The sequence below is a fragment of the Niallia tiangongensis genome (genome assembly GCF_044704065.1).
Classification (GTDB): domain Bacteria; phylum Bacillota; class Bacilli; order Bacillales; family Cytobacillaceae; genus Niallia; species Niallia tiangongensis.
Window position 1 is genome coordinate 20376 of sequence record NZ_CP162613.1, and the last position, 17125, is coordinate 37500.

The following is a 17125-nucleotide window of genomic DNA, read 5'->3' on the forward strand; positions in this document are numbered from 1 at the left end:
AATTGACTAGATAAAGATTGAGTCAAGTTTTTGTGGGAGTTTTTTATTGCTCCCTTTTTATAAAGTAAAACTTCTAATTTTGTATCCGTTTTCTAAATGTTTTCTTTCATCAACATTTCGTTTTTTTCTTTTTTAAAAACCTTTTAATGCCTGTAATGCAAAGTGAATGGGTTTTCCAATCGCCTGATTTAAGTATGGAATGTTCTGACGCACGGTTTCTGTTACTAATTTTGTTGATATTTTTCTGTTCGGTCGATGCTCTTTCTTTGATTTTTCCGTGGCTTTTTCCCATTTACCAAATATCGTTTGGATGGATAGGTCATCTTTTAGTCCAATCCATAATCGTGCTATGCTCATGACCCCTTCTTTGCTCCATGCTCTTCCATTTTTTAATCGTTTGGCTAATTGATTCATCATTGCTTCTGCACTTCCCATTGGTCGATACACTGTCGTGTCCACGCCTTTCTCCTGTAACCAACTACGATAATCTTTTATGGTTTCCTGATGATGCGTTAAAAAGGCAAGTAAATGCTCTAGTTTTTCTTCTTCTTCTGGTGTTTCCATTGTTCCTACTGCACTATTCAACTCTAGAAGTAATTTTTCTACCTGGTAGTTTTTTAACGCTATTTTCATGTAGCGGTATCGGGGATGGCTCTTCATTAGCTGTTTCATCGAACGAGCTACATGAAAACGATCCATGGTGAAAAAGGCGCGTTCACGAAAATACTCCCGACATGCCGTTATCCAGCCTGCTCCATCGCCATTAATAATAAGCAAGGTTTGGGTAGGATCATACGCATAATTATTCTGTAAGAACGTTTCAAAGGCTTCCCAAAAGGGTTCTTTTCCTTCATAAAGAAAATGCCTTTTATTTCGGAGCCTGACTCGCTTTCCGTTTTCTTTCCATCCCTCGTGTACAGCGGCGAATTTCAACTCCCATCCACGCTTTTTCTTTTCTTGGCTCTTCACATATAATCCATCTACTTCGACAAACAAGACCTTTTGAAAGGGACGTTTTTCCGTAACTGGATGCACGTTTGTTTGAAGAAGATGTTGCCGTAATGCTTCGTGGCTCATCGCCGAATAGCCTAAAAACTGTTCTAAGGTTTCCACAGCCTTTCGATAGGAGGAGCCATTCGTCGCTAGTTCTAACCCCCATTCTTCTAGTAGCGGACTAAATCCCTTATTCCCCTGAAACTGTAAATAGTGATCTAATAGACAAATATATTTTTTGGTCACACGATCGAAATAATAATTACGCTTCAGCTCCACTGCTCCAAAAGCTGTCTCTAATCGTATATCTCGTTTATCTCGTAAAGCAAATCTTCTTTTATCTCGTTGCTGGGCAATCTCTAGATCCCAATTTTCTAATGTTTGAACAAGGATTTCTTGAAACGTATTTTGTAGCGTTCGAAATAAAGTTTTTTCCAATTCTTTTAATGATGGTAATTTTATGTTACATTCATTCATGAGAGCCTCTCCTTTTCGTAGTGTTTTAGGCAAACTCTACTTTACAAAAGGAAGCTCTCTTTTTTAATGCTTAATTTTTTCCAGCTACCGCGCTCTCGCTTGGTGGCCTTTTTGTATAGTTGGGGGACTCGTCCCCCAACTATACAAAAAGGATATTTATTCCCCCACAAACATTTTACTCATACCTAGATAAATTGCATACATTTGGAAAAATGTAAGAAAAAGAGCTTCTTGTATTGACAGAAGCTTTTTTTTATTGTTTATTTTCATTAGGGAATAATAATTTTCTTCGAAAGATTTCAAAAATTTTATGTTAAAAAAGAGACTTTACAGGGGGCAAACAATGAAAACTGGGACTGATAGAGTAAAACGTGGAATGGCTGAAATGCAAAAAGGCGGAGTGATCATGGATGTTGTTAATGCAGAACAAGCCAAGATTGCAGAGGAAGCAGGAGCAGTAGCAGTAATGGCTCTTGAACGAGTTCCTTCAGATATTCGCGCAGCTGGTGGAGTAGCTAGAATGGCTGATCCTACAATTGTGGAGGAAGTAATGAATGCAGTAACAATCCCTGTAATGGCAAAGGCACGTATTGGTCATATTGTCGAAGCAAGAGTACTTGAAGCTATGGGTGTAGACTACATTGATGAGAGTGAAGTTTTAACCCCGGCAGATGAAGAGTTTCATTTAAATAAAAATGAATATACTGTTCCATTTGTTTGTGGATGTCGTGACCTAGGAGAAGCTGCAAGACGTATCGGTGAAGGTGCTTCTATGCTTCGTACAAAAGGGGAGCCAGGAACAGGAAATATAGTTGAGGCAGTCCGTCATATAAGAAAAGTAAATGCACAAGTACGTAAGGTTGTTCATATGAACGAAGATGAATTAATGACAGAAGCTAAGATCTTAGGTGCCCCATATGAGCTTCTTTTAGAGATTAAAAGATTAGGTCGTCTACCAGTTGTTAATTTCGCTGCTGGTGGTGTGGCAACACCTGCTGATGCCGCTCTTATGATGCAATTAGGTGCAGATGGTGTATTTGTAGGCTCAGGTATATTTAAATCAGACAACCCTGCAAAATTCGCTAGAGCAATAGTAGAGGCAACTACTCATTATCAAGATTATAAGTTAATTGCAGAAATTTCTAAAAACCTTGGGACAGCAATGAAAGGAATCGAAATTTCTAGCTTAAGCCCAGAAGCACGTATGCAAGAGCGTGGTTGGTAAGATGAATACAATGCCAAACGTAAAAATAGGGGTCCTTGGTTTACAGGGAGCTGTAAGAGAGCATGTTAATGCTATTGAGGCGAATCATGCAGAGGCTATTATTGTAAAGAAAAAAGAACAGCTAGATGAGATCGATGGCTTAATTATTCCTGGCGGGGAAAGCACAACGATGCGCCGATTAATTGATAAGTATGACTTTATGGATGCACTTCAAGCGTTCGCTCAATCTGGGAAGCCAATGTTTGGAACGTGCGCAGGCTTAATTTTATTGGCCAAATCCATTAAGGGCTATGATAAACCCCATATTGGTGTTATGGATGTACAAGTCGAGCGTAATTCTTTTGGAAGACAAAAGGAAAGTTTTGAAGCAAACCTAGATATCGCAGGAGTAGCAGAGGATTTTACAGCCGTGTTTATTCGTGCACCACATATCGTGAGCGTTGGCGAAAATGTAGAAGTGCTGGCTAAACATAATGATCGTATTGTGGCAGCGCGAGAGGGGCAGTTCTTAGGCTGTTCTTTCCATCCTGAATTAACAGACGATCATCGCTTAACTGGATATTTTATAAATATGGTGATAGAAGCTAAGCAACACTTATTTGCATAAGCTGTTGAATTTCGGAAATAATTATAGTAAGATAAATGCAATTAATATATGGAATCTACTATGATAGGAAATAGTAACAGGTTACTTATTCTTAAAGAGAGCTGATGGTTGGTGTGAATCGGTGAATAAAGCTTGTGAATCCATCCTAGAGTAAAAACAAGGAACGCATATATTGCTAGTAATTGTTTTCGGCTAAAAACCGTTATGATCTTTAAGGTGAAAAGCATTATTTGCTTTTAACTAGGGTGGCAACGCGGGTAACTCTCGTCCCTTTTTTGGGGACGGGAGTTTTTTGTTTTCCAAAAAAGCTTGAGAATTTCTAACACAGGGCATCTAACCTTAAAAGAAGTGGATTGCATATAGAATAAAAAAATGGGAGGAATAAAATATGTTAGATATAAAATTTGTTCGTGCTAATTTTGATTTTGTTAAAAGTCAGTTACAGCATCGAGGAGAAGATTTATCAGAGCTTGAAAACTTTGAAGCATTGGATGTAAGACGTAGAGAGCTTATTGTTGAAACAGAACAATTAAAAAGTAAAAGAAATGAAGTATCACAGCAAGTAGCAGTTTTAAAGAGAGAGAAAAAGGATGCAGAAGCTCTTATTGTGGAAATGCGAGAAGTTGGCGAAAAAATTAAAGAATATGATAATGAGCTACGTGATGTAGAAGAAAAATTGCAAACCATTATGCTAGGAATTCCAAATCTTCCTCATGAGAGTGTTCCAGTAGGAGATACGGAAGATGATAACGTTGAAATTAGAAAATGGGGCGAAATTAGAAAATTTGATTTTGAACCAAAGCCACATTGGGATGTTGCTACTGACTTAGATTTGCTAGATTTTGAAAGAGCAGCAAAAGTAACAGGAAGCCGTTTTGTATTTTATAAAGGTTTAGGGGCTAAACTAGAAAGAGCATTATTTAATTTCATGCTTGATTTGCATACAGAGGAACATGGATATAAAGAGATTATTCCTCCTTTCCTAGTGAATAGAGCAAGTCTAACAGGTACGGGACAATTGCCTAAGTTTGAAGAGGATGCTTTTTTAATAGAAAAAGAAGACTATTTCTTAATTCCAACTTCAGAGGTACCTGTAACGAACTTGCATAGAGATGAAATACTTGATGGGGACCAGCTTCCAATCAAATATGCAGCATTTAGTGCAAACTTCCGTTCTGAGGCAGGATCTGCAGGTAGAGATACGAGAGGATTAATCAGACAGCATCAATTTAATAAAGTAGAGCTTGTTAAGTTTGTGAAACCAGAAGATTCTTATGAAGAGCTAGAATCTTTAACAGGAAATGCTGAAAAAGTATTACAGCTTCTAGGGTTGCCGTACCGTGTATTGAGCATGTGTACAGGAGATTTAGGCTTTACAGCAGCGAAAAAGTATGATGTAGAGGTATGGATTCCAAGCTATAATACATACCGTGAAATTTCTTCTTGTAGTAATTTTGAGGCTTTCCAAGCGAGAAGAGCAAATATTCGCTTCCGCAGAGAGCCTAAAGGAAAGCCAGAGCATGTGCACACATTAAATGGATCTGGCCTTGCGATTGGAAGAACAGTTGCAGCTATTCTAGAAAATTATCAGCAAGCAGATGGAAGTGTTATAATTCCTGAAGTACTTCGACCTTATATGAGAAATAGAGAAGTAATTTCTCCTGAGTAAGGCAATAGATAGATGAAAGGGCATGACCTCTTGGAAGGGCTTATACTCTTCCAAGAGGTCAGCTATTCTTAATTGAAAGAAGAAGAATAGCTAATAAAAAATGCGTTTTTCTATATGTTTATTGATAGGAAAAATAAAAAATAAAAAAGTGAAAAATATAGTTGACTTAATCTTTGATAGATGATATATTATTACTTGTCTGATGGAGGAATACCCAAGTCCGGCTGAAGGGATCGGTCTTGAAAACCGACAGGCGGGTCAAACCGCGCAGGGGTTCGAATCCCCTTTCCTCCTCCATGATTTTAAAATTTACATTGCGCATAATATTTGGAGATATATGTGACCTGCTACTACAGTAGCAGGTTTTTTATTGTTTATATAAAAAGAAAAAAGGATTTTCTTTATTGTTTTGGAGTACGAGGCTGGGACAAAACTAAATAACCAATCTGTAAAGACGAATAATCTTTAATTTAGCTCTTAAATAAAGGCTGTTTTCGTAAAGTTTGTTGCTATGACCCGCAGCCTGAATACACGTAGACTCCTATGGGAGCAGCGAGAAAGTCCGAGACCCTGCAGGAGCGTAGCGACGAAGCGGCTCGGCGCTCGCCCCAGTGAGTCATGCGGTCACCTCGGAAAACAATTCCCATATCTAAGTTTAAAAGGTGGTTACTACTAATCATCAATAGCTAAACAGTTTTTCAGTGGCCTTAACGTGAGTTGTGAGGAGGCTCGGCGCTCGCCCCATGGAAAGCGAAGTGTATTCAGGCTGCGGATAATAACACCATCTTTACTGAAATAGCCTTTTATAAACCAATATAAACCCGAACAATCATATGGAACTCTTATGGTTGTTCGGGTTTATCTATGGCTGGAATACTATGTCCCAGCCTCGTAATTGTAAACTAAGGAAAGTCCTTTTTATGCTTTATGGCTATAGTTTTTTTGCTGAAGAATCGTTCCTATCTTTTCGATAATTGGTTCGATGGACTGTGTTCCAGCGATAGCATCATATTCATTAATATTTAAACGAAGAACTGGGCATGCAGAGAAAGACTCAATCCAGTTCTCATATCTTCCATGCATCTCTTTCCAATAATCAATTGGTGTTTGCTTTTCCATTTCACGACCTCTTCGATCAATTCGCTGTAAAATGTCATCAAGAGATCCTTCAAGGTATATTAACAAGTCTGGATGTGGGAAATAAGGTGTCATCACCATGGCATCAAAAAGACTTGTATATGTTTCATAATCTACTTCTGACATTGTTCCTTTTTCATAATGCATTTTCGCGAATATACCTGTATCTTCATAAATGGAACGATCTTGAATAAACCCGCCCCCATATTCAAAGATTCTTTTTTGCTCTTTAAAGCGTTCAGCTAAAAAATATACTTGTAGATGGAAACTCCATCGACTAAAGTCATGATAAAACTTATCAAGATATGGATTTGTATCAACTTTCTCAAAGGAAGTCCGAAATTGCAAAGCATCCGCTAATGCATTCGTTAGCGTCGATTTTCCGACACCGACTGTTCCTGCAATCGTAATAACGGAATTGCTAGGAATATTATATTTTGTTCGTAGATTCATGATTAAAGGCTCCTATATTTAAAGTTTCTTTTATTGTGTCAATAATTTTTACTAAGTCTTGTTTATTTTGAACAAAGTCCAGTGTATCTCCATTGAAGTCTAATACAGGAATCTGTGGGTTGTTTTTTTTGAAGTCATTCATAACAATATCGTAATCAGAAGCTAGCTGTTCTAAATAAAGAGGACTAATATTTTTTTCGATATCTCTATCTCTTTTTTTGATTCGTGCCATTATTGTATCCAAGCTGGCATGTAAGTAAATAATAATATTTGGCATTGGCAAGTCTTCTGTTAACACCTCATATATACGAACATACTTCTCTAAATCATTATCCTGTAAAGATCTTTTAGCAAAAATAAGATTTTTTAATATATGATAATCCGCAACTACAGGAATATTTTTAGATAGGTAATGGTCTCTTGTATCGTTTAACTGCTTAAATCGATTACACAGGAAAAACATTTCTGTCTGAAAACTCCATTCATCAATATTTTCATAAAATTTACCGAGGAAAGGATTTTCTTCGACAATTTCTTTTAGAAGCTCGTATTGAAAGTACTCTGAGAGTAATTTAGCTAAAGAAGTTTTCCCAACTCCAATAGGTCCTTCTACTGTAATAAAAGGGATACTATTCACACTTGTCCCTCCTGTTCTCTTATTTTGAGGAGCAAACATTTTCAAAAGGCTGCAGGTTAGCTGAAATCGAGAACTTTGCTATTGTAGCCTATACAAAGAATTGCTTCCTTTAGTAGGTAATAAAAATAGTACAAGAGTCATTTTAACACATGGAGAGTGATGTGGACATATGCTTGTTTTTTCCTGAAGATTTATTCTGTCTAATTTCAAATATAACCCTCGATTAACGAATGATTATCATAGTGAATGTGTAAAAGAGTAGGAAGATTTAGAATTTTTTTATTGCTAAATTATTGATTTATGGTACTATATGGGTAAAGTTTATAAATGAATCACTAGGGGATCCCTTGATAAGGGCTGAGAATAAAAGTAGTTACTTTTTAAACCCTCAAAACCTGAACAGGTTCGTACCTGCGTAGGAAAGTGGAGTATCAATAAATATGCATGCCTGATGAACTTTTCATTAGGTGTAGTTTATTAACCACTTTTCTATAATTGGAAAAGTGGTTTTTGCCGTTTTCAGCCACTTTTCCTTCTAAATGATAAGTTGAGGTGATGAATATTAAGATAATGGCTGTAACAGATAATAAACATTCTTTAAAGGAGCTTTCAGCTATTTTATTAGAAATCCATCCATATGTGGATTATCTGCAAATTAGAGAGAAAGCCAAAAGCCCAAAAGAAATTTATTGGCTATGTGATGATTTGCTTAAGGAAGGGGTACCTGGGAGTAAAATAATCGTTAATGATCGTCTTGATATTGTGACATTGCATGCGTTAAAAAATGTCCATTTACCGACAAGTGGATTGTCTGTTAATCACGTGAAAACAAGATTTCCTGAAATGTTTATAGGTGTATCCGTTCATAGCAAAGAAGAGGCTGTTTTAGCAGATAAAAGGAATGCAGATTATGTCTTGTATGGTCATTGCTATCCTACAAATAGTAAAAAGGGAAAGCAGCCTATCATATTGTCCACTATCTCTGAAATAAAAAGAAAAATATCTATTCCACTGTATGCTATAGGAGGAATTACGGAAGAACGAATAGGTGAACTAGCTAATTTTGGTGTAGATGGAGTGGCTATTATGTCGGCTATTTTTTCATCATCCCATCCATTAAAGACAGTGAAAAGTATAAGAGAAAGATGTGATGAGCTTGGAAGCGAAGAAAGTTGATGTCGCAATTATTGGTGGTGGAATTATCGGTAGTTCTATTGCTTACTATTTGGCAAAAGAGAAGAGAAAAGTAGCTATTTTCGAAGCACAGCAAATTGGCGGGAAATCAACTAGTGCAGCAGCTGGGATGCTAGGTGCTCATTCCGAATATAAAGAATTTAAGCATCTCTATCCATTTGCAAGAAGTAGCCAGCTTTTATATAAAGAACTTTATGAAGAGATAAAAGAGCTAACAGCTATTGATTTTGAAAAGAAAAATGGCGGATTATTGAAGCTTGCTTATTCAGAGGAAGAAAGGAGAGACATGGAATCTATTCTTTCCTTATCGTCGGTGGAATGGTTGGATTGCAAAGAAGCAAGGGAAAAAGTTCCTCAGTTAGCAGCAGATATTGTAGGAGCTGCCTATTTAAAAGAGGATGTACATATAACCCCATTAATAGCATGTAATGGTCTAAGTAAAGGGGCTCAGCTATTTGGAACCGAAATTTATGAATATACCCATGTATTAAGAGTGGAGAAGAATGGAATGGGATATTTACTAATAACGTCGCAAGGGACCTTTTTAGCAGATAATGTTGTCATTGCGAGCGGAGTGTGGAGTAATAACTTTTTTCAGCAATTAGGATTATCTCATGAAATTATTCCTGTAAAGGGCGAATGTGTGGCTGCAATAAATGAAGGAGCTCCGTTACATTATTCTGTATTTCATGATCAATTTTATATTGTACCTAGAAATAATAATGAGCTTATTATTGGTGCAACGAAAAAATGGAATGATTGGAGTGAGGAACCTTCCCTTGATGGAATAGAAGAAGTGATACAAAAAGCAAAAAGAATGATACCGGAAGTTGGAAAAATGAAATGGAAGCGGGCATGGGCGGGACTTAGACCACAAACTTATGACGGATACCCATTTATAGGAGAGCATCCAGAGATGAAAGGCTTATATTTTGCAACAGGACATCAAAGGAATGGCATATTATTAGCACCGGCAACAGGGAAGATGATTCGTGATTTAATCATAGGTTCGCCTGTAGAGAAACAGTGGGTAGATGCATTTAAAGTGGAGCGAAATTTTTTCGCGTATAGGGAGGGAAGCAATTGAACATCCAATTGAATGGGAAGGAACAGCAGCTGCCGGAGAAGGTAGTTACAGTTGAGGATTTATTGCATTTCTTTGAATTAAGTAATCGTATTGTCATCGTGGAAATAAATAAAAATATTTTACAAAAAGAGCAGTATCAAGCCCATGCATTAAAAGAAAAAGACAGTGTGGAATTAATTCATTTTGTTGGAGGAGGATAAAAATGTTAAAAATAGCAAATCGCACTTTTCGGTCTCGTTTATTACTTGGAACAGGGAAATATCCGTCATTTGAGGTGCAAAAAAAGGCTGTAGAAGTATCACAAAGTGAGATTCTAACCTTTGCTGTACGCAGGATGAATATATTTGAAGAATCACAGCCGAACTTTTTAGAGCAATTAGATTTAAAACGATATATACTACTTCCTAATACAGCGGGCGCAAAAACAGCAGAAGAAGCGGTAAGAATCGCAAAGCTTGCAAAAGCATCGGGATTATGCGACATGATTAAAGTTGAAGTAATTGGTTGTGAAAAATCGCTGCTGCCAGATCCGGTAGAAACGTTAAAGGCCTCTGAACAGTTATTAGAAGAAGGATTTATTGTTTTGCCTTATACTTCTGATGATGTGGTGCTTGCTAAACGGCTGGAGCAGCTAGGCGTACATGCCATTATGCCTGGTGCTTCACCAATTGGGTCTGGAAAAGGAATTATCAACCCATTAAATTTACAATTTATTATAGAACAAAGTACAATACCTGTTATTGTAGATGCAGGAATTGGTTCTCCCAAGGATGCAGCATATGCAATGGAACTTGGAGCAGATGGAGTGCTTTTAAATACGGCGGTTTCAAATGCGAAAAATCCAGTTACAATGGCTCTTGCTATGAAACTAGCGATTGAGGCAGGCCGATTAGGGTACGAAGCAGGAAGAATAGAAGAGAAAAATTATGGAGTCGCAAGTAGTCCTTTGACTGGGATGATTACATCATGACTAGTCGTTTTTTGAAACAAGAATTATTTATTGGAAAAGATGGGCAAAGAAATATTGAAAATAGTCATGCTGTTATTTTAGGAGCCGGAGCTTTAGGATCGGCAGTGTCTGAGATGCTAGTTAGAGCGGGAATAGGGAAACTCACCATTATCGATCGTGATTACGTGGAACAAAGTAATCTGCAAAGACAGCAGCTATATACAGAAGAGGATGCGGCGAAAAAGCTCCCTAAAGCAATTGCTGCAGAGAAGAGACTAAAGGAAATTAGCAGTCATACGCTTATCGAGTCGATTGTGGAGGATATTAACTATCATACGGTTGAAAAATTCATTCGTGGTGCTTCTATTTTAATGGATGGAACGGATAATTTTGAAACGAGAATGGTGATAAATGATGCTGCGATTAAGCATCATATTCCTTTTCTATTTGGAGCTTGTGTAGGGAGCTATGGACTTTCGTATTCAGTTGTAGGAGAACATGCACCATGTCTCCATTGCTTGATTGAACAGCTTCCTTCTCAGCAAATTACGTGTGATACTGCAGGTGTTATTAGTCCCATCGTTCAGTGGGTTGCTGCAATGCAAGTATCACAAGCAATGCAGATTCTTTCGGGTAAAACAATATTGCCAGTCCTTCGTTCCTTTGATATTTGGAAAATGGAATATGCAGAAGTGAATGTCGCTGCATTAAGAAATAACAGCTGTCCTGCTTGTGGGGGCAATGCGGACTTTCCGTATTTATCTTCGCAAAAACAAACGAAAGCGGCTGTACTATGTGGGAGAGATGCGGTTCATATTCGCCCGCCTATTCTTAAGGAATTGGATTTATACGGGCTCTCGCAAAGATGGAAATCACTGGTAGAAAATTTAATTGCAAATCCCTATTTAGTTTCTTTTCATTATGATGATTATCGAGTAATCCTATTTAAGGATGGTCGGGCTATTATTCATGGAACCTCAGAGGTTAGTATGGCAAAATCAATTTATACGAAATTAATTGGTTAAAAGATACAAAAGGAAAGGTCTGGTTGAAAAGAGACCTTTCCTTTTGTATTTAAGTTCTTTTCGTTACTTGGAAATTATCTACTATTAAAAGCCAATTTTGAGGAAATGGTAACCCTAATTTCCAATAGCTAATTCCTCTTAAATTTAATTCTTTAATTAAATTGAATTTAGCTTGAATGGACCGGGCATCCTCGAACCATACTTCATGTAATTTCCCTGCACTATCTGTATATTTAAAATAAGGAGCCTGTGCCTTTTGATCATAAAGAATAGCGACATTATTAGCAGCTGCAAGCTGTATTGCCGCTTGAGGACTAAGTGCTTTTGCAATTGATCCTTCGACGAATGGCAGTGTCCAATCATATCCATAAAGATTTTGCCCCATCATAATTTTAGAAGGGGGGATTTCGGTGATTGCATATTCTAGTACATCTCTAACTGGTCCAATAGGAGAAACAGCCATAGCAGGTCCGCCGCTATAGCCCCATTCATATGTCATGATGACAACAAAATCAACAATTTCTCCGTGTGCTTTGTAATCATGTCCTTCGTACCATTTTCCTTTTTGATTGGCACTTGTTTTAGGAGCTAAAGCAGTAGATAATAGCCAGCCTTCTTGTGAAAAGCGATTTTTGGCTTTGCGCAGGAAGGAATTATAGGCTTCGCGATCAACTGGTCTTAAATATTCAAAATCAAAATGGATATCTTTGAATCCGTATTTTTTAGCGGTTGTGACTATATTATTGATAAAGTTATTTTGGATGGTTTCATCATTTAATAGGATTCTTCCTAAATCATCACTAAATTGATCGTTCTCCTGGTTCGTAATGACCATCATGAGTACATTATTATTTCTTTGGGCGATGCTAGGGAAATTATTGAGGAGCGGTTCTTTTAAGCTTCCATCCCGTAATGCTTGGAAACTAAAAGGAGCGAGATAGGTTAGATAAGAAGCTGTTTCTCGCGCACTTGCCTCTAAATTAGGGGCAACGGATGTTCCTCTTGGTTCCACATATGCATTAGTATCAACTGGTCTTTTCGGACGTTCTGGAATATATAAACGTAAGCCGACTTGTAAAGATTGGTTTACAGGAATGGAATTAATAGAGGCTAATTGTTCATAATTTAATCTGAATCTTTGAGCGATAGACCAGAGGCTGTCTCCTGGCTGTACCCAATAAAAGCTTCCGATAATGGGAATGACGAGTGCTTGCCCTATTGTTAATCGGTTCGGGTTTGGCAGGTCGTTCGCTTCTACCAAATCATTAACCGTAGTACCGTATGCAGCTGCAATGCCTGTTAACGTTTGATTATTGCTGACAACATGAATTTGCATATTCTTCCCTCCTGATAAGGATACATTATTACAGCTTATGAGGAAGAAAGAGGAGAAATGCTTGTGTTTTCTTTGAATGTAAATATTTTCGCGCTCATAACATTTTTCATCATTCGAATAGCGTATTGATTATCTTCATCGTCAACAGAAGCAATACAATTGTCTGGGATAAGAAGTGGATATTCCCGCATATAGGCGTCATTTGCGGTGAATAAAACGCAAATATTGCCAGCAATCCCGGTAAGGATAAGATTTTTTACTTGCAGCTGGGTAAGCAATGTATTTAATGCTGTCCCGTAAAAGGCAGAATGTCTTGGCTTTATTAAAAAATAATCCGTGTCAGCTGGCTTTATTTTGTCAATAATAGATTCGCTTTTTTCATTTTTACAGTACTCCATTACTTTGTTCAATTCTGCTTGCCATAAATTATAATGATCATTGATATAGATAATCGGAATATTTTCTTTTTCACATTGCTTTTTTAGTAATTGAATTTGATCTGCAATTTTCAATGTTTTTTCTGCTAAAATATTTCCATGCTCAAAATTAAAGTCATTAATCATATCAATAATTAAGAGAGCTGTGTTAGATGATTCCATACGGTTCTCCTTTTCTATGTAAAATGGTAGAATGAAGCATTGGTTCTAGTTGCTAGGAGGTAAATCAGTCCAACCAATAACTTGCTACTTGTTTATCCAAAGTGGAATGGTTGTATTTATTTATCTCTATCTTACTTAGTTTAAATCAAAGAAGAAATTTCATAACAAATTTTGTGTTTTTATATAGGTGGGCTGTAAGAATGGAAGAAAATAAAGATCAATTATTTATGAAAATAGCTATAGAGGAAGCACAGAAAGCGGCAGAAATAGGAGAGGTGCCTATTGGAGCAGTTGTTGCCTATAAGGGTGAGGTAATAGCAAGAGCACATAACTTAAGAGAAACGGACCAATCTGCTGTTGCCCATGCAGAATTACTTGCCATTGAAATGGCCTGTAAAGTATTGGGGACATGGAGGTTAGAAGATGCAACACTTTATGTTACCCTTGAGCCATGTGCTATGTGTTCTGGTGCTATCCTGTTGTCACGTATCCCTCGAGTAGTTTATGGAGCTGCTGATCCAAAGGGAGGATGTGCCGGTACCTTTATGAATTTACTTCAAGATAGTCGGTTTAATCATCAGAGTGAAGTGGTTTCTGGTATATTAGCACAAGAATGCGGACGGTTATTAACTTCTTTTTTTCAGGAAATAAGAAACCGTAGGAAGGCAGAAAAAAGACTAAAGGCAAGCAATATTGATTCTTACAATAATTAACAAATGCTTTATGTTGATTTTTTCTTTCATTATCAGTATACTAAGAGTGTGTCTTAGGACACCTAATATTCGGTATCAATTTTGTCGTGCTAAGCGGGGAGGTAGCGGTGCCCTGTACTCGCAATCCGCTCTAGCGAGGCTGAATTCCTTTCTGAGGCTGGTATCCTGTAGGGTCTGCCTTAAGTAAGTGGTGTTGACGTCCGGGTCCTGCGCAATGGGAATCCATGAACCATGTCAGGTCCGGAAGGAAGCAGCATTAAGTGGACACCCCCATGTGCCGCAGGGTTACCTGGACCGAGCTAACTACTTAAGTAACGCTTATGGGTGCCAGTCGATGAAAGGTGCACGGCAGTTTAATTTATACATACAAAACTCATCCACTAGGATGAGTTTTTTTGTAAGGTGCAAACGAATGAATGAGTTATATTTTTGTTTAAATAGAAGGATGCGAAGTGGTTTTTCTTTTTATACAGTGAAACTATTTTGATACCTTTATGTATGCTATTATGGATGTAAAAATATAAATGGATAAGCTATAATAATTAGTAAGAATAAAAAATGGAGGGTACTATGAACTATCAAGCTTTATATCGGGTTTGGCGTCCTCAGCAGTTTATAGATGTGGTAGGGCAGGAACACGTAACAAAGACATTGCAAAATGCCCTTCTTCAACAAAAAATCTCTCACGCTTACTTGTTCTCTGGACCAAGGGGAACAGGGAAAACAAGTGCAGCAAAAATTTTAGCAAAAGCTGTTAACTGTGAGAGAGCACCAATTGGTGAACCTTGTAATGAGTGTGATGCGTGCAGGGGCATTACGGATGGTACTATACCAGATGTAATCGAAATAGATGCTGCTTCGAATAATGGAGTGGAGGAAATAAGGGATATAAGAGATAAGGTTAAATTTGCTCCTAGCTCTGTACCTTACAAAGTTTATATTATCGATGAAGTGCATATGCTATCAATTGGAGCATTTAATGCTCTTTTGAAAACATTGGAGGAACCCCCTAAACATGTAATCTTTATTTTGGCCACTACTGAACCTCACAAAATTCCTTTAACGATTATTTCAAGATGTCAGCGATTTGATTTTAGACGGATTACATCGCAAGCGATTGTCAATCGAATGAGATTGATTATGGATGAGTCAGCAATCTCCTGTGAGGAAAAAGCATTGCAAATGATTGCAAGAGCAGCGGATGGTGGAATGCGTGATGCGTTAAGTTTGCTAGATCAAGCTATTTCCTATAGCAATGAAGTAGTTACAGTAGAAGATGCTCTTACAGTAACTGGAGCTGTTTCCCAAAACTTTTTAAATACATTATCTAAAGCTATTTTAGATGGAGACACGGTAAGAGGTCTTCAATCATTAGATGAATTACTTCTTGCGGGAAAAGACTCTAATCGATTTATTGAAGATTTTATCTTTTTTTATCGAGATATGCTGCTATATAAAACTGCGCCTCGCTTAGAAGAATCATTAGAGAGAGTTTTATTGGATGATGATTTTAAAGATCTTGCAGAAACCTATACACATGAACAAATTTATGAGCTCATTCGCGTATTAAATAAAACACAGCAAGATATGAGGTGGACAAATCACCCTAGAATCTTTTTAGAAGTGGCAATTGTAAATCTGTGTCAGCTAGAGACGGCGACTTTATCTGGGCAATCAAATGTAAATATCCCGGAAATACACTCTTTACTTGATAAGATAACTTCTTTAGAACAAGAAGTTACGAAGCTCAAGCAAAATGGAGTACCTGTAGCAGTTGAAGCACAGCCAGCACAGAAAAAAGCAAGAACGAATAGAAAAGGATTCCAAGCTCCGTTAGGTAAAATAACGGAAACTCTAAAAAATGCAACGAAGCAAGAACTACAAAAAGTAAAAAGTAATTGGGGAGCAATGCTAAATACGTTAGTGCAAAATCAAATGAGATCACAGGCTGCATTATTGAATGAAGCAGAACCAGTTGCTGCGTCATCTGACTCCTTGATTATTAAGTTTAAATATGAAATCCACTGTCAAATGGCATTAGATAATGGTAAATTTATAGAGACGATTACTAATTCTTTGTATCAGCTTATAGGTACAAGGTATAATTTATTAGGAGTCCCGGAAGAACAATGGCTCACTATTAGGGAAGACTTTCTAAATAGTTCCCATCATGCAGAGTCTGATGTGGAAGATGAAGAAATACGTCAAGATAATCCTATTGTTTCGGAAGCAATAAAATTATTTGGTGAAGAATTATTAGAAGTGAAGGATTAATTTTGAACCTATTGGTTATATATGTACATAATATGTAGATAAACCAAGGGAAACTATAAACTGGAGGTAATTATAAATGCGTGGAATGGGAAATATGCAAAATATGATGAAGCAAATGCAAAAAATGCAAAAGAAAATGGCTGAAGCTCAAGAGCAACTTGGTGAGGAGAAAATTGAAGGAACAGCAGGTGGCGGAATGGTAACTGTTGTTGTATCAGGTCATAAAGAAATTCTTGATGTTATTATTAAGGAAGAGGTTGTCGATCCAGAAGATGTAGAAATGTTGCAAGATCTTGTTCTAGCAGCAACAAATGATGCATTAAAAAAAGCGGATGAACTTACTAACTCTACAATGGGTCAGTTTACAAAAGGATTAAATCTTCCTGGAATGTTTTAAGGAGGGAGATTATGCATTATCCTGAACCTATATCGAAGCTGATTGACAGCTTTATGAAATTGCCAGGCATCGGGCCTAAAACGGCCTCAAGACTGGCTTTTTTTGTATTAAATATGAAAGAAGATACAGTATTAGATTTCGCAAAGGCACTTGTTAATGCAAAGAGAAACCTTACTTATTGCTCGGTTTGTGGACATATAACAGACCAAGATCCATGCTATATATGTGAAGATAACAGAAGAGACCGAAGTATTATATGTGTTGTTCAAGATCCTAAAGATGTTATTGCGATGGAAAAAATGAAAGAATATAATGGACTTTATCATGTGCTCCATGGTGCTATTTCTCCGATG

General features: G+C 37.2%; 17 protein-coding genes, 1 tRNA gene, 1 other RNA gene, 1 riboswitch and 1 other annotated feature (1 of these 21 running past the window's edge). Of the genes, 14 read left to right on the forward strand and 5 right to left on the reverse strand.

The features are described 5' to 3' along the window. Positions 1-132 precede the first annotated feature (132 nt). Complete coding sequence (locus AB3U99_RS00085; protein WP_400244675.1) at positions 133-1470, reverse strand: ISLre2 family transposase; 1338 nt, start codon at positions 1468-1470, stop codon at positions 133-135. A 343-nt stretch (positions 1471-1813) separates the two neighbouring features. On the opposite strand from AB3U99_RS00085, the gene pdxS reads away from it, so the two are divergent. From pdxS to AB3U99_RS00105, 4 genes are all read left to right on the forward strand, one after another. Beyond that, positions 1814-2695 carry a pyridoxal 5'-phosphate synthase lyase subunit PdxS gene (gene pdxS, locus AB3U99_RS00090; RefSeq protein WP_400244677.1) on the forward strand — a complete coding sequence of 294 codons (882 nt, stop codon included), beginning with the start codon at positions 1814-1816 and terminating at the stop codon, positions 2693-2695. A gap of 1 nt (position 2696) precedes the next feature. Then, entirely contained in the window at positions 2697-3302 is a 606-nt protein-coding gene (pdxT, locus tag AB3U99_RS00095; RefSeq protein WP_400244680.1) for a pyridoxal 5'-phosphate synthase glutaminase subunit PdxT, read from the forward strand. A 51-nt stretch (positions 3303-3353) separates the two neighbouring features. Further along, positions 3354-3577: a binding site (T-box leader), on the forward strand. A gap of 113 nt (positions 3578-3690) precedes the next feature. After that, entirely contained in the window at positions 3691-4971 is a 1281-nt protein-coding gene (gene serS, locus AB3U99_RS00100; protein WP_400244682.1) for a serine--tRNA ligase, read from the forward strand. A 204-nt stretch (positions 4972-5175) separates the two neighbouring features. Continuing rightward, a tRNA-Ser gene (locus AB3U99_RS00105) sits at positions 5176-5268 on the forward strand. 621 nt (positions 5269-5889) lie between these two features. Here the strand turns inward: AB3U99_RS00105 and AB3U99_RS00110 are convergent. Further along, a complete protein-coding gene (locus AB3U99_RS00110; protein ID WP_031539253.1) occupies positions 5890-6561 on the reverse strand; it encodes a deoxynucleoside kinase in 672 nt (223 codons plus the stop codon). Next, positions 6539-7198, reverse strand: a complete 660-nt coding sequence (locus AB3U99_RS00115; RefSeq protein ID WP_400244684.1) for a deoxynucleoside kinase — start codon at positions 7196-7198, stop codon at positions 6539-6541. The genes AB3U99_RS00110 and AB3U99_RS00115 overlap by 23 nt, the downstream gene beginning before the upstream one ends. Before the next feature lie 327 nt (positions 7199-7525). After that, a riboswitch (TPP riboswitch) is annotated at positions 7526-7637 on the forward strand. A gap of 116 nt (positions 7638-7753) precedes the next feature. On the opposite strand from AB3U99_RS00115, the gene AB3U99_RS00120 reads away from it, so the two are divergent. The 5 genes from AB3U99_RS00120 to AB3U99_RS00140 are packed head-to-tail and all read left to right on the forward strand — an operon-like array spanning position 7754 to position 11453. Beyond that, the gene (locus AB3U99_RS00120; RefSeq protein WP_400244686.1) at positions 7754-8374 is read left to right on the forward strand and encodes a thiamine phosphate synthase; all 621 of its coding nucleotides are present in this window, start codon (positions 7754-7756) and stop codon (positions 8372-8374) included. Beyond that, complete coding sequence (gene thiO / locus AB3U99_RS00125; protein ID WP_400244687.1) at positions 8349-9479, forward strand: glycine oxidase ThiO; 1131 nt, start codon at positions 8349-8351, stop codon at positions 9477-9479. Before AB3U99_RS00120 ends, thiO begins: the two co-directional genes overlap by 26 nt. Beyond that, entirely contained in the window at positions 9476-9679 is a 204-nt protein-coding gene (gene thiS, locus AB3U99_RS00130) for a sulfur carrier protein ThiS (RefSeq protein ID WP_400244689.1), read from the forward strand. Before thiO ends, thiS begins: the two co-directional genes overlap by 4 nt. Positions 9680-9681: 2 nt before the next feature. Then, on the forward strand, positions 9682-10449 hold the full coding sequence (locus AB3U99_RS00135) for a thiazole synthase (RefSeq protein ID WP_400244691.1): 768 nt from the start codon (positions 9682-9684) through the stop codon (positions 10447-10449). Beyond that, positions 10446-11453, forward strand: coding sequence for a ThiF family adenylyltransferase (locus tag AB3U99_RS00140; protein WP_400244693.1), 1008 nt, complete (start codon positions 10446-10448; stop codon positions 11451-11453). Before AB3U99_RS00135 ends, AB3U99_RS00140 begins: the two co-directional genes overlap by 4 nt. A gap of 49 nt (positions 11454-11502) precedes the next feature. On the opposite strand, the gene AB3U99_RS00145 is transcribed toward AB3U99_RS00140, so the two are convergent. Then, positions 11503-12789, reverse strand: a complete 1287-nt coding sequence (locus tag AB3U99_RS00145; protein WP_400244694.1) for a glycosyl hydrolase family 18 protein — start codon at positions 12787-12789, stop codon at positions 11503-11505. 35 nt (positions 12790-12824) lie between these two features. After that, a complete protein-coding gene (locus AB3U99_RS00150; protein ID WP_400244696.1) occupies positions 12825-13388 on the reverse strand; it encodes an isochorismatase family cysteine hydrolase in 564 nt (187 codons plus the stop codon). 200 nt (positions 13389-13588) lie between these two features. On the opposite strand from AB3U99_RS00150, the gene tadA reads away from it, so the two are divergent. The 5 genes from tadA to recR form a co-directional block, all read left to right on the forward strand. Continuing rightward, positions 13589-14101, forward strand: coding sequence for a tRNA adenosine(34) deaminase TadA (tadA, locus tag AB3U99_RS00155; RefSeq protein WP_400244698.1), 513 nt, complete (start codon positions 13589-13591; stop codon positions 14099-14101). A gap of 84 nt (positions 14102-14185) precedes the next feature. Next, an RNA gene (ffs, locus tag AB3U99_RS00160) (signal recognition particle sRNA large type) lies at positions 14186-14450 on the forward strand. A gap of 221 nt (positions 14451-14671) precedes the next feature. Beyond that, on the forward strand, positions 14672-16375 hold the full coding sequence (gene dnaX / locus AB3U99_RS00165) for a DNA polymerase III subunit gamma/tau (RefSeq protein WP_400244699.1): 1704 nt from the start codon (positions 14672-14674) through the stop codon (positions 16373-16375). 76 nt (positions 16376-16451) lie between these two features. After that, on the forward strand, positions 16452-16772 hold the full coding sequence (locus AB3U99_RS00170) for a YbaB/EbfC family nucleoid-associated protein (RefSeq protein WP_031539265.1): 321 nt from the start codon (positions 16452-16454) through the stop codon (positions 16770-16772). Between the two features lie 11 nt (positions 16773-16783). Then, positions 16784-17125 carry the 5' portion of a recombination mediator RecR gene (recR, locus tag AB3U99_RS00175; RefSeq protein WP_400244701.1) on the forward strand. The gene runs 255 nt beyond the window's last position, so only the first 342 of its 597 coding nucleotides appear in the window; its start codon is at positions 16784-16786; its stop codon lies beyond the right edge, outside the window.